Raw genomic sequence first — 19916 nt, forward strand, 5'->3', positions numbered from 1 at the left:
ATGCATATAGCTATTGTAGGTAATATCGGTGCCGGTAAAACAACTTTAACAGAGTTACTTTCCAAGCAGCTAGGCTATGAACCGCAGTTCGAGGCAGTCGAGCATAACCCCTATCTTGAAGATTTCTATAGTGATATGAAGCGCTGGTCCTTTAATCTGCAGATTTTCTTCCTGAACAGTCGTTTTCGTCATATGCTCGCTTTGCAAAAAGAAAAACGCGATATCATTCAGGATCGTACGATTTATGAAGATGCCTATATATTCGCTGAAAACTTGCATGATATGGGTTTAATGAGCAAACGTGATTTCGAAAATTACAGCAATATTTTCGAGAGTGTCCTACAATTTGTCATTGCTCCCGATCTTCTGATTTATTTAAGAGCCTCTGTACCCACACTCGTTAAAAATATCCAGATCAGAGGTCGTGATTATGAAGCGGGTATTCGTCTTGATTACCTGTCGAAATTGAATGATAAATATGAGAAGTGGATTAGCAGCTATGATGGCGGGAAATTGCTGATTTTAGACAAGGACAAACTTGATTTTGCGAACAAAACAGAAGATCTCGCTTTCGTTATCGAGAGTGTCGAAAGGGAGCTACACGGATTATTCTAGTATTACGTAGACTATTTAATATGAAGATACTCGCGACCATACCTGCCAGATATGCCTCTACCCGTTTCCCGGGTAAACCTTTGATCGATATTGCCGGCAAATCCATGATCCAGCGAGTGTACGAGCAAGTGAAAAAAGCAACCGGCGTACAGACTACTGTCGTCGCGACAGATGATCAACGCATAGCGGATCATATCGAAGCTTTTGGAGGGCAAGTTGTCATGACCTCAGAATCACACACGAGCGGAACAGATCGTTGTGCTGAGGCTGCGTCTCACTTTGAGGATACCGATATCGTTATCAACGTACAAGGTGACGAACCCTTTATTCAACCAGAGCAAATCGAGCTGCTGATCAGTTGCTTTCAAAAAGAATCGGTAAACATCGCAACGCTTGTTAAAAAAATAGATACTTTCGAGGATCTGTTTAATCATAATATCCCGAAAGTAACAGTAACAAAGGATATGCGAGCACTCTATTTTAGCCGCAACACCATCCCCTACCTTCGCGATGCAGCGCAAAAATCCTGGTTGGAGAAATACCGTTATTTTAAACACATTGGTATCTATGCTTTTCGTGCCGAAACACTGAAGCAACTGACCAAACTACCTGTATCGCCGTTAGAAAAAGCGGAGTCACTGGAACAGTTGCGCTGGCTAGAGCATGGCTACCAAATACAAACTGCAGAAACCCAGTTTCAATCGCACGGAATCGATGTTCCCGAAGATGTTGACCGAGTTATTGAGTTGTTTAAAAGTAGTTTATGATAGACTAAGTCTTCTTTTTATTTAGCTACTCCAAATACCTTCCCATACGCATCAACAGCGCACGATACTTATTAAAAATTGCTGACTTGGATACAAAACCGACATATTTGTCATCCGTATCAACAACTGGCAATGTCCAAATATCTTCACGATCCATTTTCCGCATCACATCATACATATTTGCATCGATCCGGATAACATCTTGCGGTGGCTGAGCCAGCTCTTTCATCGTTTTATCATTATTACCTTCACCAACCAATATTTCAAATAGCTTTTCACTGTAGATAATACCAAGTAACTGCCCTTTATCGTCCACAACCGGAAAAATATTTCGTTTGGTATAAAGTATATCTAATTTTCGGTCGCCTGCCTTTTCGTCCGGATGAAGAATGGTGAAATTCTTTTCAACAACATAGCGCAGTTTCATCATTCGTAACACAGTTTTGTCCTTGTCTTCATATGACAATAATTCGCCTGATTCAGCAAGTGACTGAGTATAAATGGAATACTTTAAAGTGCTTTTATTGATAAAGTATGATATCGCCGACACGATCATCAACGGTACCATCAGAACATAACCACCCGTAATTTCGGCAATCAGAAATATTCCCGTTAAGGGGGCGTGCATAATACCGCTAAGTGCCCCCGCCATTCCAACAACGATAAAATTAGCCGTGTTTAATTCAACCAACCCCGTCAAATTAATCCCATGAGCAAAAGCAAAACCGAGTAGTCCGCCCATTACCAGACTAGGTCCAAAATTACCACCATTACCGCCGCTGTGAAGAGTGAAAACGGTAGCATAAGCCTTGGCAAACACGGTAATAGCTGAGTACGCTACAACAAGCCAGCCGATATGTTGATACTCACTAAAAACACTATTGGAAAGCAGCGAATTATTATTACCGGCCAGTAATTGTTGAATTGCCAAATAGCCCTCGCCGTACAGAGCTGGGAATACAAAAATCAAAATACCGAGGATCAATCCACTGACGATTGCCTTTCTATAAGGATTTGTAAAACTTTTAAACCATTTCGCAGCTCTATAATTCAGTCGGTTGAAGAAAACTGAGAACAACCCGACTAAAATTGCAACGGCGATATAAAAGAGTAAAGCCTCGATATGCCAGGTATCTGTAACCAAATGAAATAGCGGCTCTGCATAGAGCATGCGGGATACAACGGAAGAGGTAGCCGCGGCCATCAAAAGCGGAATAAATGCAGGTATCGAGAATTCTGCTAATAAAATTTCAACAGCAAAGACCAAACCTGCAACCGGACTATTAAAAGCCCCAGCAATACCAGCAGCAGCTCCACAGGCCAATAACATGGTTACTTCCCGATAATTTAACCCAAAGAAGCGTCCGATATTAGAGCCGATTGCCGAACCGCTCGCTACAATCGGCGCTTCTAGCCCGGCCGACCCACCAAAGCCGACTGTCAGGGCACTCGTCACGATCTGCGAATAAACATTATGGACAGGTATACGGCTCGACCGGTTAGAGATGGAGTACAAGATGGGTGTAATCCCATGTTCCATTTTCTTTGCTTTGATAAACTTGCGTACATACAAGACACTAAGCAAAATCCCGATCATCGGGAATACGAGAAAAAGGTAACCGCGAAAATCCCATGAAACATCATTTTGTAATACCGTGGCAATATAATGTGTCAGAGCTTTCAGAGCAGAAGCAGCAAGTCCGCCAATCAAGCCGACAATAACAGCTAAGATAACCATGAAATTTTTATTCGATATCCGCTGTATTCTCCACTGATTTAACCGGTTAATAGCTCGTATAGCCTTTTTTATCATAGTCGTCTGATATTCGGAAAGTTCTTAACTTTGGCAAATATAATATGTTCAATAGTATAATCGTATTTATGAGACTTTTTAACAAAAATACCCTTGCAATAGTTTTTCTTGTCATTGCAGGGTTCTGTAGTAATTCCTTTACCAATCTGGATGAAGGGATGTACCCTTTGAGCGACCTGAATCGTGTTGATCTGAAGAAAGCGGGACTTGAGATCGATCGCACTGATATCTTTAATCCCGGGCAGGTTGGTTTGGTAGATGCCTTAGTACGGGTAGGCGGATGTACAGGTTCCTTTGTATCTGACGAGGGCTTGATCATTACCAATCATCATTGTGCCTTCGGTGCGGTGCAATTAGCAAGTACGCCTGAAAATGATTACCTGACCAATGGTTTTGTTGCCCCTGAAAAAGAACGTGAGATTGAAGCAAAAGGACTTACCATTCGAATCACCGAAGGTTATGAAGATGTATCAAACCGCATATTAAAAGCAGCGCAATCTGCCAAGAACCCCGCTGAAAGAATTCGTATCATTAGCGACGAACGGGAAAAGATTGCGCAAGAAGCTGAAAAGAAAGATCCTTCGATCAAAGCAGAAGTATCAGAGATGTTTATTGGTAAGAGTTATGTGCTTTTCCGCTATAAAACAATCGAGGACGTGCGTTTAGTTTATGTGCCGAAGGCCAATATTGGTGTGTTTGGGGGCGAGACGGATAACTGGGTGTGGCCAAGACATACTGGAGATTTCTCTTTTCTGCGCGCATATGTTGCCCCCGATGGATCACCGGCTCCTTATTCGAAAGACAATGTTCCGTACCAGCCTAAGAAACACTTGAAAATCAATGCGCAGGGTGTCAAAGAAGGTGATTTTACATTCATTCTGGGTTATCCCGGCAGAACATTCCGTCACCGTCCAGCGCAATATATCGAGTATCAGGAAAAATTTTTACTTCCTTATACCTCAAATCTTTATGAGTTTCAAAATAAAGTAATGGAAGAAGCTGGGTTAAATGACAAAGCAACAGAGATAGCGCTCGCTACCCGCATTAAACGGAATGCGAATGTAATGAAAAACTATCAGGGGAAAATGAAAGGGTTGAATGGCATCCAGCTTGTCGATACGAAACGTAAGGATGATCAAGACCTGGCTAAGTTTATTTCGGACAGTCCGGAATTGGAAAGAGACTATGGCACGTTGATGAACGATATAGACCAATATTATCAAGACATTTTTTCTGATGCTGAACGTGATATGTGGTTTACCCAGATCCATTCAAGCACAAGCCTTTTAAATATTGCTCGTTATCTTAACTCTTTCAAGGCTTCTTTAGTTGCAACAACGAATAAGTCACAGGTCTTTGAGGCTAACCTCCCGAAGCTAAAAAGTGCTCTAAGCAGCATTTATGATAGCTACCGTTTTGAAGTTGACACAGCTATTTTTAGTCGCATGCTACGTGATGCATCGGAGATAACTACAGATCAGCCGATCGAAGCGATGAAAAAGGTTTCCGACCCGACTAGCTTTGCTACAACAACGTTGGAGACATCCAAGTTAAAAGATCGTGACTATGTTTTTAATGAATTACTCAAGTCGCCTGAGACTTTATTGGCTTATTCGGATGATCTGCTGAATTTCCAACAAGCGATCAATCAGCAACTAGTAGAACTAACTCCAGAGGCTGAACGTCGTGAAGGGGTGCTCAATCAATTAATGGGTGATTATGTGGCTGTTAAGGAAAAATTCCAAAATAAAGACTTTATCCCGGATGCAAATAGCACGTTGCGTCTGACCTTCGGTTATATTCGCGGTTATTCACCTGCAGATGCAACCTACGTGACTCCTTTTACTACCATCAAGGGTATTATCGAAAAAGGTAGATTGAATAATCCCGAGTTCGATTATCCGGAAAAAATTAAACAGGAATGGGAAGCGAAAAATTTTGGTGACTATGCAATGGAGGAACTCAATGATGTACCCGTGAATATGCTGTACAATATGGATACGACGGGCGGAAACTCCGGTTCACCTATAATGAATTCAAAAGGCGAGTTAGTAGGCGTTAACTTTGACCGTGCTTATGATGCAACCATCAATGATTTTGCATGGAACGAAAGCTATAGCCGGTCGATCGGCGTGGATATCCGCTATGTACTTTGGGTAGCCGACAAGATTGACAATGCAGATTTTCTGCTAAAGGAAATAGGTATCTAACGCATTCGGATATATCCATAATAATTTCTGATAAAAGCATTTCTGGAGATCCCGTCGGATGTCCGGGAATGCTTTATTTCTTCTCCCCAAGAAAAAATGTCAAATCTTAGGTGCTCTACGGCGGCGTAGTCTTGTGTTGCTAACCCATTTTTGTCCATTAACTGAAGCCCTCCTTCGTAGGCCACCCAGTGATATTGAATAAAGTTATTCAAGTGATAATGCGAGCGATTGTGCAACATATCGGAATCGACCAGCAAGATCAATTTAGCCCCTTCCCTATGGCTTTTTTCCACCTCTTCGGCGAGGATTTTTAATTTTGTATTGTCTTTCAGGTAATCGCGTATATAGGTTTTAATGGGTGAGAATAATTTAAATTTTGTGTCGCTATAGTTAAGCAGATCTCGTCCGAGCTTAATGAGGATATGAGGCCAGTTGATTGCGCTGGCTACTTGGTCTGCTCTCCCTCGATAGCCGAAGCGACTTTCCATATTTCTCACAGAAGCCAAGCCTATCCAATCAACAAAAGCCATACCTTGCGGATATTGCGGGTTTCTGTCAGGGTCAATCGAATAAAGATAAGCATTGGGAAGAATCAGGTAATTGTTGTGATGCGAATAACCGTATTGATGCAAGCGGAGGATGATTCGCTCGTAAGCATCCGGGTCGTCTTGAATCAGGAAATAAAACAGGCAAGCAATACCGCACAAGGAAGTGCTGCGTTGACTTATTTTCCATGGGTATGCTTTTCTTTCTGTAATTTCATTGACCAGCTGAGGCCGCTTAAACCAACGGAAGGCATAATGGATCCATATGTTGATCTTGATCGATTTGATTTCACCAATATCTTGGTTAACCTTGTCAGCACGCTGGCTAGCCGTCTTTCCAAAGACGATTTCTAAACTCAACAGATGGCCTTGGAAGAGCGGACTTACTACCGTGATCTGGAAATCGAAAGAATAGCCTTCTTTCTTGTTTTTCGGGAAATCAATTCGCAGTTCGCCTTCACGAATGGATTTATTGTTAGCTCGGAACGATAAACTTTTTTTCTGTTCATTAGTCAGGGGGCCATCGAGTCCGAGTAACGAACAGGTGTAAGTCCGCTGTAGAATAAGCCCTTCTCTCCTGTCGCCTTTTGCATCGTAACCCTGGCTCGCTTTGTTTATCTTCAACGATCTCATTTCCCGAAAACAAATTTAATCCAGCGATTGTACCAGTTCGGTCAGTACTCCATTACAATCCTTTGGATGTATGAAACAGACTAATTTATTGTCTGCCCCTTTTTTTGCCCCCTCATTTAATATTCTGAACCCCTGGCCCCTAAATCTATTTATTTCAGCTTGAATATCAGTTACTTCATAGGCAATGTGATGGATGCCCTCCCCTTTTTTATTCACAAAATCAGCAATTGCCCCTTCTTGATTCACGGCTTCTAATAATTCGATCTTACTTTCACCGATTTTCAGGAAAGCTGTTTTCACTTTTTCCGAATCGACCGTTTCAATCTTATAGCACAGTGTGTCGAGAATAGTTTCATATTCTGCGATTGCCTGCTGTAAGTCTTTGACAGCAATACCGATGTGATCGATTTTCTGCATCATAGTTTTTTTTTCCTTAATAAAATCAATGGCCTCCATCAAAATTACAAAGAAATAAAAGAATTAATCCATTTTTTAGAATCGTCCTATTCTAACTGAGGTCAAACAGTAGTTATACAGTAGTTAAACAGTCTTTTTACCACAGCTTGAAGACAGTTAGAGGACTGTTTGACCACTGTTTGACCACTGTTCTTCTCGAACAAGTTAATAATATTATCTTTAAAGAAAAGCGCCGAAATGTCTGAATGTAATTAGGTGAGATGCGGGCTTCTTTAACTTAATTATTAAAAAAACAATACCTTTGTTTATGGCTATTCAGATATATCTAGACAATAATGCAACCACGATGGTTGATCCTTTTGTACTGGATGAAATGATCCCTTATTTTACTTCAACTTATGGGAATGCTTCTAGTACGAATCATGTATTTGGCAAAAAAGCGTCAGCAGCCGTTCAGAAAGCCCGGGAAAACGTCGCGAATCTACTGGAGGCTAAGGATGATGAGATTATGTTCACTTCGGGAGCGACAGAATCAATCAATTTAGCAGTCAAAGGTATTTATAAGCGCTATGGAAGCATAGGAAATCACATCATCAGCTGCGTAACGGAGCATAAATCGGTTTTAGACGTTTTAAGATTACTTGAAAAGAAAGGTGCTAAAGTTACTTATCTGCCAGTGAATAGGGATGGCAATATTGATCTAGAGGATTTGCGAAAGGCGATTACGGATAAAACTATCCTGATTTCGCTGATGTTCGCAAATAATGAAACGGGTGTTATCCATCCCGTAGAAGAAATTGCGAGAATTGCTCAGGAAAATAATGTGTTGTTTTTTTGTGATGCAACGCAGGCAATTGGTAAGATGCCAGTTTCTGTGGAAAAGTTGGCTATAGACGTGATGGCCCTCAGCGCACATAAAATCTACGGCCCAAAAGGTGTCGGCGCTTTGTATGTCAGAAAAAAAAGTAAAAAGATTCAGCTTGAGCCGCTGATTCACGGTGGTGGACAGGAAAAGGGCTTGCGTGGAGGTACTTATAATGTACCGGGAATTGTAGGTTTAGGTACCGCTTGCGCAATTGCTAATGAAAACTTAAATCAGGAAAGGAAACGTTTGAAGAAATTACGGAACTACCTGGAAACTGCTCTGCTTAACCTAGAGGAAACCTTTGTGAATGGTCGTGGCGCGGATCGTTTGCCGAATGTATCGAATATCGCTATTCGTTTTATAAAAGGGGAACAATTGATGGCCAGTTTGAAAAACGTAGCGATGTCTGCCGGTTCAGCTTGTGCTACAGGCTCGCTTGATCCATCACATGTTTTAATGGCTATGGGCTTAGATAAGGAGGATGCACATAGTAGCTTACGCTTTAGTCTGGGGCGCTTTAATACGGAAGCTGAGATCGATCTGGTTATCGACATGCTGAATCAAAAGATTAAAAAGCTTCGTGCTGAATCACCTGCGTGGGAGCTTTATAAAAAAGGTTTGATCGTTTAGCCAAGCTGATCTTTTGAGGCAAAAGCAAGCAATTATGGCTAGTTTATTCGTGCACGGATTATTTGTGTAAAGATCATTTTGGTATGACAAAGCTCATTTTCATCTTTCGCAGATAATAACGATATTTGTATTATTAGCTTAATGATATGATTACAGTTACAGAGAAAGCCAAAAATAGAATACAAGATATCTTGAAAGAGGAGAATTATGACTCATCCTATTTCGTTCGTGTGTCGGTTGAAAGTGGTGGCTGTTCTGGCCTTACTTATAACCTGAATTTCGATAATCAGGATCAAGAGAATGATCAGGTCTTTGAAGATAAGGGCATTAAGTTGGTTCTTAATATCAAATCGTTCTTGTATCTTTCGGGAACTGAATTAGACTATTCTGATGGTTTAACGGGAAAGGGCTTTGTATTTAACAATCCAAATGCTTCCCGCTCTTGCGCATGCGGAGAAAGCTTCGCGGTTTAATTCAATAAAAGATCCATTTAATTTAATATAAGGTTTACATCAATTTGCCGTAAACATATTTTTTTTATGTTTGTAGTATAGTAACCAACATAAAAAAATATGAACCCAGTTACGGCGGATATGACCGTGCCGGATTTGCTGCGTAACGTCGTAGATACGATCCACCCTTTAGACCATACTTTCCTCCTGGATAAAGTCAATGATGACTGGAAGCCGGTTTCCTATCGCGATGCTTACGAGAAGATTAATGCCGTATCTTCATATTTGTTGGCAATTGGTATCCAAAAGGGTGACCGTGTAGCGTTCTTGCTCGATAATAGCCCTGAATATTTGTATTTCGATCAGGGTTTGCAACAAATCGGGGCGGTCAACGTATCTGTATATCCTACGCTTCCTGCTCACGAGATTGAATATATCCTGAACGACAGTGCTGCCAAAGTGATCTTGGTTGGCACTCCTTTCCTTTTTAAAAAACTGATCAGTATTTCTGATAACTGTGAAAACCTCAACCGGATTATAGTCAACTTTCCCGACTATGAGAAGTTTTTAAAGAAAACCAATTTACGGGCGGGTATCATGTCTTTCGCACAGGTTTTGGAACAAGGTAAATCGCTCTACCCTGATTATCAGCGAAACATTGTGGCTTGTACAGAAGCGATCTTACCAAGTGATATTTCTACATTAATTTATACTTCTGGGACGACGGGAACACCAAAGGGAGTGATGTTGACTCATAGCAACTTGGTCAATAACGTGCGTGTATGTCTGGATCAGATTCCGGTGATTGATCAGAACGATCGCTTCCTGTCTTTCCTTCCCCTATCTCATGTATTTGAGCGGACGGCTACCTACCATGTGTCGATGGCCGTAGGGTGCCAGATTGCTTTTGCACAAAGCTTGGAGCTCTTGGCGAAAAATATGGAAGAGGTGCAACCGACGATCTTGAATTGTGTGCCGCGACTGTTGGAGCGTATTCATGACAAGGCTATGAAAAGCGGTACCGAAGGTGGTGGAACCAAAACGAAGATCTTTAATTGGGCATTGGAAACCGGTCACAAACATCGGTTAAGACTGGAAGCTGGAAAAGTGCCAAATCCTTTCCTTTCGTTAAAGTATAAATTGGCTGAAAAATTAGTATTCAGTAAAATTAAAGCAAAAACAGGCGGACGACTGAAATTTTTGATTTCTGGTGGTGGTGCATTGCCGAGAAATATTGGTGAGTTTTTTGGTGACCTGGGAATTAAGGTGTTAGAGGGCTTCGGGTTAACGGAAACTTCACCTGTTGTTGCGGTCACGGAATACCATCGTCAAGTATATGGTACGGTCGGTCGCGTAGTGCCGGGTATCAAGATCGGGATTCAGAATATTGATACGCTGGAGATTTATACCGAACAGACCTACGAATCTTTTCAGCCTGATTTTGAGTGCCCCGAGGGGGAGATCATTATCAGCGGACATTGTGTTATGAAAGGTTATTGGAATAAGCCGGAAGAAACCGCCAATGTAATTGATGCCAACGGTTGGTTTCATACGGGTGATATCGGTCGTTTTTATAAGGGTAATTTGCAGATTACGGATCGCTTGAAGAATATGCTGGTTAATGCATTTGGGAAGAACATCTACCCTACGCCTGTTGAAAATGTCTATTTGAAAAGTCCGAAGATCGACGGTTTGTTCCTAGTTGGTGATAAACAGGAGTACGTTACTGCCATTATTATTCCTTCCGTCGAGCGATTGCGTGAAGAGTTTGGCTTTACAGATGCATTTTTTGAAGAAGAAGATGATTTTATTAGAAATCAGGAAGTTATTGAGTGGATCGATGATGATTTGAAGCGGCTTTCAAACGAATTGGCTAAATTTGAGCGGATTCGAAATTTTGTGGTAAAGCGTAACCCATTTTCCATCGAGTCAGGTGAACTTACCCCGACATTAAAGGCAAAACGGCGGGTGGTTGAGAAGAAATATGCCGAAGAGATTGCCAAATTATATTTATAAGACTATATAAGCAGAATTAAATCGTTGTCGAACAAATTATTATGAAGAAACTTTTACTGAGTATTATTTTATCGTCTTTTTTTGCTACTGGCTTGGCTCAAAAGAAACCATTGGACCATTCGGTTTATGACTCTTGGCAGTCGATCGGATCCTCAGGGATTAGTAACAACGGTCAATATGTTTTCTTTACGGTTGTTCCGCAAGAAGGAGATGCAACACTCAGATTGGTTAGCCGGGATGCTGAGAACGTGCGGACGATTGACCGTGGTACTAGTGCTGAATTTACCGGAGACAGTAAATATTTGATCGCGCTGATCCAGCCGTTTTTTAGGGATACGCGCCAAGCCAAGATTGAGAAGAAAAAGTCGGATGACATGCCGAAGGATTCATTGGCTATATTTTCTATTGAAGAGAAGGGCTTAGAAAAAATAGCCAATGTAAAATCATTTAAAGTTCCAGAACAAGGCTATGCTGCAATTGTAGGCTTTTTGCTAGATGACACGATCAAGGCGGAAGTCGACAGTTTGGCAAAAGATAGCATCGGAGAGCAAAAGAACGGAAAAAAGAAAGCCGATAAGCAATCGAAATTGGTCGTACGGAACTTGAACCAAGGCATGGAACGTACATTTGATCATGTTGATTCTTACGAGTTTAATAAAGATGGCTCATTGCTGGTTTTCCATAAAAAACTACCGAAAAAAGACAGCTTAAAGAAAGAAGATGGTCTTTATCTTTATCATGTAAAGGCAGGTTCGTTGAAACGGATGAAAGCCGGAAAAGGCGATTATCAACATATCACATTCGACGAGGCGGCTCAGCAAATAGCTTTTACCTATCAACCGGATGTGAAAAATTCGATCAATGAGCTTCATGATCTTTATTATTTCCATCTGGATGCAGATTCTGCCATGCTGATAGCAAACGAAGAAAGCGAGGGTATTCAGGAAAACTGGAGTGTCAATGGAAGTCAGAAGTTGACTTTTAGTGAAGATGGAGAAAAACTCTTTTTTGGCACTGCGCCCAAAGCGAAACTAGTGGATACAACCATTGTCGATTTTGAGGTAGCCAGGGTGGATATCTGGCACTGGAAAGATGACTACCTGCAGCCGAGACAACTAATTAACCGCAAACGCGATTCGAGTCGGGCTTATTTAACTGTAATTTACCCAGAGAGCAAAAAGATTGTTCAACTTGGAGATGAAAGCCTTCCCTCGGTATCCATAACGAGCAACGCGAACAACGAATTTGCATTGGGGACGTCCGACGTGGGAAGACGGGTTGCTTCTCAATGGCTTGGGGCTAGTTATGATGATATTTACCTGATCTCTACACTTACAGGCGAGCGTATTAAAATAGCCGACAGTGTTCGTGCGAATGTCGAGCTGTCTCCGAAAGGCAATTATGCTCTCTGGTTTGATCGGGATAAAGGGCACTGGTACAGTTATTCTGTAGATCAGAAACAGCTAAGAACCTTAACGGAAGGGCTAAACGTGCCGTTCTTTGATGAAGAGAATGATGTGCCAGATCAGCCGAGATCGTATGGTTTTGCTGGTTGGAATGATAAGGGGGACATCGTATACTTCTATGATCGGTATGATATATGGGCAATTCCATTAAACGGCAAAAAGCCGAAAATGATAACCAATGGCTTCGGCCGAAAAAATAAGATTACCTTCCGTTATGACGATCCAACACGTGACCGTTTCCAACGAGCAAGACGTGAGCCTGTGATAATCGATTGGGGTGAATTCAATTATATCAGTGCTTTTGATCATAATACGAAAGAGAGCGGTTGGTTTAAGGCATCTGCAAAAGGCAGAGATCCGGAATTGATAAGCATGGGAGGCTTCCGGTATTGGCGGGAAATCGCAAATAAAGATCTGTCGCTCTTTGCCTATACAAAGGAGAATTATACCGAAGCCCCTAATCTTTATCTAAGTACTGATTTCAAATCAGAACAAGCCGTGTCGGATATCAATCAGCAACAATCTTCCTATAATTGGGGAACGGCGGAATTGTTTAAGTGGACTGCCTCTAACGGGGAAGAATCAGAAGGGATTCTTTATAAGCCGGAAGACTTTGATGAAAATAAGAAGTATCCGATGATTGTCTATTTTTATGAAAAATTGAGTGACGGATTGTACAGTTATATACCTCCTACCCCTACTCCGTCTCGCCTGAATATCAGCTATTTTGTGAGTAATGGATATTTGGTGTTTACACCTGATATATCGTATGATAGAGGCTATCCTGGTAAATCGGCGGAAATCTATATCAACTCGGGTGTAGAAGCTCTTAAAGAGTTCCCATTTGTGGACGGCGACAATATTGGCGTTCAGGGTCAAAGCTGGGGAGGCTATCAGGTTGCGCACCTAATAACACGTACAGACATGTACGCAGCTGCCTGGTCAGGTGCACCGGTAGTAAATATGACATCAGCGTATGGAGGGATTCGCTGGGCAAGCGGACTGAACCGACAGTTTCAATATGAGCATACGCAGAGCCGTATCGGCGCTACCTTGTGGGAAGATCTTGATCTTTATATCGAGAACTCTCCGCTCTTTCATTTGGATAAGGTAAATACGCCGGTGGTTATTATGCATAATGACCGTGACGGTGCTGTGCCCTGGTATCAGGGAATAGAGATGTTTACAGCGATGAGGCGACTCGGTAAGCCGGTTTGGATGCTCAATTATAATGATGATGAGCATAATCTGATGAAACGACAGAACCGTAAGGATATTCAGATTCGTGAACAGCAGTTTTTTGATCATTATTTGAAAGGCAAACCCGCTCCTGTATGGTTGGAACGAGGTGTTCCGGCAGTTCTGAAAGGAATCGATTGGGGATTTGATTTAGTCGAATAAAACCTTACTTTTACCGTAGCAATCCTCTTTTATGGCTTTAAATTACGTCTGGATATCCTTTTTTCTCATTGCTTTTTTAGTTGCTTTATTTAAGCTGATTTTTTTAGGTGATGTAGAGATTTTTCAACGTATAATCAGCGGTACGTTTGATAGTGCTAAAACAGCGGCAGAGATTTCTTTAGGATTGATTGGTCTGATGGCTTTTTGGTTAGGCATTATGAAGATCGGCGAGAAAGGCGGCATGATTCAATTATTCGCCAGAGCAGTAGGTCCATTCTTTAATAAATTATTTCCAGAAGTGCCTAAGAATCACCCGGCGCTGGGTTCCGTCTTGATGAACTTCTCTGCAAATATGTTGGGTCTAGATAATGCAGCAACGCCTCTCGGACTGAAGGCAATGAAAGAGCTGCAAGAACTGAATCCGAAAAAAGATACCGCCACCAATGCCCAGATTATGTTTCTGGTCCTGAATGCGTCAAGTTTGACGCTCTTGCCAATCAGTATTATGGCATATAGGAAAGAGGCTGGAGCTGCAGACCCTTCCGACGTTTTTATTCCCATTTTAATAGCTACGTTTTTCTCGACTTTTGTGGGTCTGATAATCGTTGCGATCTACCAGCGGATCAATCTTTTTAACAAAGTGGTTTTAGCTTATCTCGGGGGTATTGCTTTGTTTATCGGTGGCCTCCTTTTTTACTTTACAACGCTGCCTCAGGAGAAGGTTTCAGAAATTTCCATGATTGGTGGAAACGTGATTTTATTCGGTATTATTGTCTCATTTATTGGCCTGGCGATGTTTAAAAAGGTCAATGTTTATGAAAACTTTATCGAGGGCGCTAAAGAAGGTTTTGATGTTGCAATTAAAATCATCCCTTATTTGGTTGGGATACTGGTTGCGATTGGAGTTTTCCGGGAAGCCGGAGTGATGGATTATTTGGTCGATGGTGTAAGCTCTGTTGTTTCTTGGTTTGGTGCTGACACACGCTTTGTGGAAGCACTTCCGGTAGCATTCATGAAACCTTTAAGCGGAAGTGGCGCAAGGGGATTAATGATCGAGCTGATGAACGTGCGCGGTGCGGATGATTTTGCATCATTGGTAGCCTGCGTAATTCAGGGTTCTACTGAGACTACTTTTTATGTGCTTGCGGTTTATTATGGATCTGTCGCGATCAAGAATACGCGACATACATTGCCATGCGCCCTGTTGGCCGAGTTAGCAGGTATCATTGCTGCTATCATAGTCGCCTACATATTTTTTGGATAAATTGAATGATATGAAAACTATTGCACTCATTGCACATGATGGAAAGAAACCTGAGATGATTGAATTTGTCAAAGAGCATCAAGATGAACTGAAGGCTTATAGAATTGTAGCTACAGGAACTACGGGAAAACGAATCGCGGAAACCGGCTTGGAGGTTGACTGTAAATTAAGCGGGCCAAAAGGTGGCGATGCACAAATCGCAGCGATGGCAGCAGAAGGCTTATTAAGTAGCATCCTTTTCTTTAGAGATCCGTTAGGCATGCACCCTCATGAACCCGATATACAAATGTTGATGAGGATTTGCGATGTGCATGATGTCGCTTTGGCAACAAACCCAGCTACAGCGAGATTGATTTTGTTAGGTTTACAACAGGAAGCTTCCATTTAACGTTCATACTTTATGAGATATAGGATTAGTGCCAAGCTTGGCCGGGATAATTATAAAACGGAGATCACAAATGATCGCAATCAGCTTATTGCGGATGAGCCTGAGGATTTGGGTGGTAAAGATTTAGGTTTTGCTCCATTTGAATTGATTTTGTCGTCATTGGCCGCATGCAAGGCTATTACGATGCGGATGTATGCTGACCGAAAAGAATGGCCGCTGGAGGAAGTGCACCTGGAGATGGATCTTGAGGTACAAGTAAGCTCGGGTCAGCAAACCACGTATATCAATGCCAATATTGAGCTCATAGGTGACTTAGATGACGAACAACGCGCTAGGATCATTAAAATAGCAGACAAGTGTCCGACACATAAGTTATTACAGAACCCAATTGTCATCAATTCCACTTTAATTCAGAAGTAAAATGAGTTATGACCAATACTCACCGTTTATAACGATTGATCGGCCACGATGGAGGGAGTTAAATGGTTCGATAGCTTATAATCTGTCACATGAGGATGTAAGTTCCCTGAACGCATTAAACGAGCCACTGACCTTAACTGAGATTCAGGATATTTATTTTCCCCTCAGTCATCTGTTAAATATTCACATTGAAGAAGCGGAACAGCTTCACCAACGAGCGAATGCTTTTTTAAAGGATGGGTCACGTAAACTCCCTTTTATTATCGGTATTGCGGGTAGTGTTGCGGCTGGTAAAAGTACTACCGCGCGTGTGCTTCAGAAAGTGCTATCGCTGTCGCCTGGGAAGCCAAGAGTCGACTTGGTGACTACGGATGGATTTCTCTATCCGAATCATGTGCTGGAAGCAAGGGGAATTATGAATAAAAAGGGGTTTCCGGTGAGTTATGATACCAAGCAGTTGATTCGTTTTTTATCGGAAATTAAATCTGGCAAAGAAAAGGTAAGCGCACCTGTGTACTCGCATCTGGAATACGATATCATTGAAGGTGCGGAACAAGTGGTTGATTCTCCGGATATTGTTATTATCGAGGGCATTAACGTACTACAGGTTAATCTAAAAAAACAGTATAGGGGTCCCCGGATATTCGTTTCTGACTTCTTCGACTTTTCTATTTATGTGCATTCTACGGAGAAAAATTTGATAAACTGGTATGTCGACCGCTTTCTCAACCTAAAGGAGACAGCCTTTCAGCATAAAGAGTCATACTTTCATAAGTATGCCAACCTGAATCACGAGGATGCAGTAGATTTCGCTAGAAATATCTGGAAAGAGATTAATGGTCCGAACCTGATTAAAAATATCCTTCCGACCCGATATCGAGCTAATCTAATCCTTGAAAAGGATATCGACCATTCCATTAAGCAAATTAAATTCAAGAAGGTCTAAGACGGTTGGTTAAAGTTTTTTCTGAAATTCACTTGGGAGCAAGCCTGTATATTTTTTAAAGAAACGGGTGAAATAAGCCGGATCTTCGAACCCGGTTTTATAAGCGACCTCGCCAATTGGCACATCTGTCCAGTAAAGTAACCGCTTTGCTTCTAGGATCCGTTGCTCGTTAATAATATGTTTTGCGTTTTTTCCTGTAACCTCTTTTACTACATCGTTGAGATGACCCGCTGATAGAAAAAGCCGTTTTGCGTAATCTGTAACTTTGACTTCCGAGAGGGCGTGCTGAATAACCAGCTGCTTGAAGCGTTTATAGATACTGGTATACTTACTACTGTTGGGCGATTCGTCCATATTCATAAAAAGGGAAATCTTGTCAAGTAAGGCACTGAATAACTTAGCTTGGATATCCTTGCTTTCCAGATCGGAATTGATCTCAGCTTCCAATAGTTGAATGAAGCTTAAGAAGTTTTTCATACTTGCCTCATCGACCTGGATAACATCCGTACTAAAGATATCTTGCCAATTATGTCTCCCTATTTGAAAGCGTAATAGAAATTGTTCTTTGAATTTAATCCGAAGCAACTTGGCGTTTGTTGCCCGCACATGAAAATGAATCTGTTCGGGACGCATGACGATCAGAGCATTCGCTTGTACCTTGTATTCATGGAAATCTATAAACTGAAGGGTTTCTCCTGATACAAGAAAATAAATGCTGTAGTAGTCATGGCGGTGCGGACTTTCAATCTTCTCAAGCGATTCGATATTCAGATCAATCCACTGCATATTAAAAAAATCTTCCGGACTGCGTATATCACTTTCGCTTTTATGAATAGGTATCTTTGCTTTTTCCATGGCTTCAAAAGGATAATCCTTGAAAAGTACTATTTATTCCTGACTTTATCATCTTTTTCAACCTAATAGTCATGTAAATTTGATATCGTTAATAGTCTGCTATGAGTGAAACAAATTTAGTTGAATTGAACGTCACGGGGATGCATTGTAATAACTGTGCACTCTCCGTCCATAAAATATTGGAGAAAAAGGGCCTAAAGGATATACATGTTGATTTTGCAAATGAAGAAGTCAAGTTTTCGAACGCAGAGGACATGAATCTGCCCGGAATTATTAAGGATATTGAAGGTCTTGGGTTTAAAGTATATGAACATGAAGAAGTTCCCCGAGAACGTTTTTTTGATAAAGTAGAAAATAAATTCTTCTTTAGCCTGATTTTTACTATCCCCTTATTTTCTCATATGTTTTTGCCATTCAGTTGGCTGCATAACCCTTATGTGCAATTGGCACTTTGTGTACCGGTTTTTATCTTGGGACTGACCTATTTTGGAAAAAGTGCGTTTAACTCATTACGCGGCGGTGTGCCCAATATGGATGTTCTGATCTTTATTGGATTTACGTCCGCTTTTATCTATAGTTTGACCGGCACTATTCTAAATTTGGGACCTGATTACATGTTCTACGAAACCACGGCAGTTATTATTACGCTGGTTTTACTTGGAAATGTTTTTGAAAAACGATCTGTATCACAAACGACTTCAGCGATCAAAGATTTGCTAAAATATCAACAGGTGAAAGCAGTGCGTCTGAATGGTGATCAACAAGAAATAATTGATTCACGGTCAATTAAAAGTGGCGATATCCTATTAGTTAATACCGGGGAAAAAATACCTGCCGACGGTGATGTTATCTGGGGCAGTGCATCGGTTAATGAATCTCTGCTAACCGGAGAAAGCGTTCCGGTGGAAAAGAACAAATACGATTCGGTAATCGGGGGAACGATTGTTGAACAAGGTAGTATTAAGATTTCCGCGACAAAAGTGGGCAAACATTCTGTACTTTCACAGATCATCGAGATCATGAAACGAGCACAGAGTTCGAAGCCGCCCATCCAACGTTTGGGCGATCGGGTAGCAGCAATTTTTGTCCCGGTTGTGGTTAGTATCGCTCTGCTGACTTTTATCCTGTCTTACTTCGTGTTTGATATTCGGCTAGGCGAATCAATTATGCGGTCGATTGCAGTATTGGTTATATCATGTCCCTGTGCAATGGGCCTCGCAACACCAACGGCAGTGATGGTCGGACTGGGGCGAGGTGCTAAAAAAGGTGTTCTGATTAAAGGGGGAGCAACAGTGGAAGAAATGGCAAATCTTCAATATATGGTATTCGACAAAACCGGTACATTAACCACTGGCGATTTTGCCGTTCGGGATATACAGGTTGTGGATATGGAAATTGAGGAAGCAAGGGCGTTGGTGAGCACACTTGAATCCTATTCAAATCACCCGATCGCGAAATCACTCATTTCTGCGTTTCAAAATGATAACATAAAGAATAGAATTATTCTAACGGAAGTAAATGAAATAAAGGGAATGGGTATCAAAGCGGTTGATAGTGAACATAACCGTTATGAAATCGGTTCAAAAAAAATCTTAACGGACAAAAAGTTAACTGATAGCCGGCAGTATGATGTCTTCCTGAAGAAAAATGACAAACTGGTTTGTAAGATTGCGATTGAGGATGAGCTGAAAGCTGAAGCTAAAAACTTGATAGATCTCCTTAAAGAAAGGAAAATTACGCCTGTGCTACTGAGCGGCGATCGAAAGGAGAAATGTGAATCAGTTGCCAAGAAGTTGGGTATTGACCAGGTTTATTCAGAGAAACTCCCTGAAGAGAAGTTAGAAATTATTGACTCCTTTAAACGAAAAGGTACCACAGCGATGGTGGGCGATGGTATTAACGATGCACCTGCTTTGACAACTGCTGACGTCGGTATTTCTTTGGGGAACGCCAGTCAGGTAGCTATCCAATCAGCAAAAGTAATTTTGCTTAATAATGATCTTAATTCGGTTATCACACTCTTAAAAGTGGGTAAACATACGCTGATCACTATCAAGCAAAATCTATTTTGGGCATTCTTCTATAACATCTTTGCCATTCCGTTAGCAGCATTAGGATATTTAGGTCCGATGCTTGCCGCCTTGGCGATGGCTTGCTCCGATGTTGTTGTAATCGGAAATTCCTTGAGGCTAAAAATCAAAAAATTAGATTAG

Annotated in this window: 16 protein-coding genes; 12 read left to right on the forward strand and 4 right to left on the reverse strand. The window is 41.5% G+C overall.

All coding sequences use genetic code 11. The features are described from left to right. Together D3P12_RS10425 and kdsB are read left to right on the forward strand one after the other, a co-directional pair. Positions 1 to 615, forward strand: coding sequence for a deoxynucleoside kinase (locus D3P12_RS10425; RefSeq protein WP_118195266.1), 615 nt, complete (start codon positions 1 to 3; stop codon positions 613 to 615). A gap of 20 nt (positions 616 to 635) precedes the next feature. Continuing rightward, positions 636 to 1382, forward strand: a complete 747-nt coding sequence (gene kdsB, locus D3P12_RS10430; protein WP_118195268.1) for a 3-deoxy-manno-octulosonate cytidylyltransferase — start codon at positions 636 to 638, stop codon at positions 1380 to 1382. Positions 1383 to 1407: 25 nt separating this feature from the next. Here kdsB and D3P12_RS10435 read toward each other — a convergent pair whose 3' ends face one another. Then, on the reverse strand, positions 1408 to 3195 hold the full coding sequence (locus D3P12_RS10435) for a chloride channel protein (protein ID WP_118195269.1): 1788 nt from the start codon (positions 3193 to 3195) through the stop codon (positions 1408 to 1410). Between the two features lie 68 nt (positions 3196 to 3263). Here D3P12_RS10435 and D3P12_RS10440 point away from each other — a divergent pair, with 68 nt between their 5' ends. Next, a complete protein-coding gene (locus D3P12_RS10440; protein ID WP_118195272.1) occupies positions 3264 to 5405 on the forward strand; it encodes a S46 family peptidase in 2142 nt (713 codons plus the stop codon). Here D3P12_RS10440 and D3P12_RS10445 read toward each other — a convergent pair. Then, entirely contained in the window at positions 5402 to 6583 is a 1182-nt protein-coding gene (locus D3P12_RS10445; RefSeq protein WP_118195274.1) for a hypothetical protein, read from the reverse strand. The genes D3P12_RS10440 and D3P12_RS10445 overlap by 4 nt on opposite strands. Before the next feature lie 15 nt (positions 6584 to 6598). Next, positions 6599 to 7003 (reverse strand): methylmalonyl-CoA epimerase, encoded by a 405-nt coding sequence (gene mce, locus D3P12_RS10450; RefSeq protein ID WP_245977431.1) that lies wholly within the window; start codon positions 7001 to 7003, stop codon positions 6599 to 6601. Between the two features lie 304 nt (positions 7004 to 7307). Between mce and D3P12_RS10455 the strand changes: the two genes are divergently transcribed. From D3P12_RS10455 to coaA, 8 genes are all read left to right on the forward strand, one after another. Next, the gene (locus D3P12_RS10455) at positions 7308 to 8495 is read left to right on the forward strand and encodes a cysteine desulfurase family protein (protein WP_118195276.1); all 1188 of its coding nucleotides are present in this window, start codon (positions 7308 to 7310) and stop codon (positions 8493 to 8495) included. Between the two features lie 146 nt (positions 8496 to 8641). After that, positions 8642 to 8968 carry a HesB/IscA family protein gene (locus D3P12_RS10460; protein ID WP_118195278.1) on the forward strand — a complete coding sequence of 109 codons (327 nt, stop codon included), beginning with the start codon at positions 8642 to 8644 and terminating at the stop codon, positions 8966 to 8968. A gap of 99 nt (positions 8969 to 9067) precedes the next feature. Continuing rightward, positions 9068 to 10963 (forward strand): AMP-dependent synthetase/ligase, encoded by a 1896-nt coding sequence (locus tag D3P12_RS10465; protein ID WP_118195279.1) that lies wholly within the window; start codon positions 9068 to 9070, stop codon positions 10961 to 10963. A gap of 41 nt (positions 10964 to 11004) precedes the next feature. After that, positions 11005 to 13830: a S9 family peptidase gene (locus tag D3P12_RS10470; protein WP_118195281.1), complete on the forward strand. Its 2826-nt coding sequence runs from the start codon at positions 11005 to 11007 to the stop codon at positions 13828 to 13830. 31 nt (positions 13831 to 13861) lie between these two features. Continuing rightward, positions 13862 to 15094, forward strand: a complete 1233-nt coding sequence (locus D3P12_RS10475; RefSeq protein WP_118195283.1) for a nucleoside recognition domain-containing protein — start codon at positions 13862 to 13864, stop codon at positions 15092 to 15094. Positions 15095 to 15104: 10 nt separating this feature from the next. Next, a complete protein-coding gene (locus tag D3P12_RS10480; RefSeq protein WP_118197074.1) occupies positions 15105 to 15482 on the forward strand; it encodes a methylglyoxal synthase in 378 nt (125 codons plus the stop codon). Positions 15483 to 15494: 12 nt separating this feature from the next. Next, a complete protein-coding gene (locus D3P12_RS10485; RefSeq protein WP_118195285.1) occupies positions 15495 to 15902 on the forward strand; it encodes an OsmC family protein in 408 nt (135 codons plus the stop codon). A gap of 1 nt (position 15903) precedes the next feature. Then, a complete protein-coding gene (gene coaA, locus D3P12_RS10490) occupies positions 15904 to 16848 on the forward strand; it encodes a type I pantothenate kinase (RefSeq protein ID WP_118195287.1) in 945 nt (314 codons plus the stop codon). A gap of 9 nt (positions 16849 to 16857) precedes the next feature. Here coaA and D3P12_RS10495 read toward each other — a convergent pair whose 3' ends face one another. Beyond that, positions 16858 to 17703 carry a helix-turn-helix domain-containing protein gene (locus tag D3P12_RS10495; protein ID WP_118195289.1) on the reverse strand — a complete coding sequence of 282 codons (846 nt, stop codon included), beginning with the start codon at positions 17701 to 17703 and terminating at the stop codon, positions 16858 to 16860. A gap of 101 nt (positions 17704 to 17804) precedes the next feature. Between D3P12_RS10495 and D3P12_RS10500 the strand changes: the two genes are divergently transcribed. Further along, complete coding sequence (locus D3P12_RS10500) at positions 17805 to 19916, forward strand: heavy metal translocating P-type ATPase (RefSeq protein WP_118195290.1); 2112 nt, start codon at positions 17805 to 17807, stop codon at positions 19914 to 19916.

It is taken from the genome of Pedobacter indicus, assembly GCF_003449035.1.
GTDB lineage: Bacteria > Bacteroidota > Bacteroidia > Sphingobacteriales > Sphingobacteriaceae > Albibacterium > Albibacterium indicum.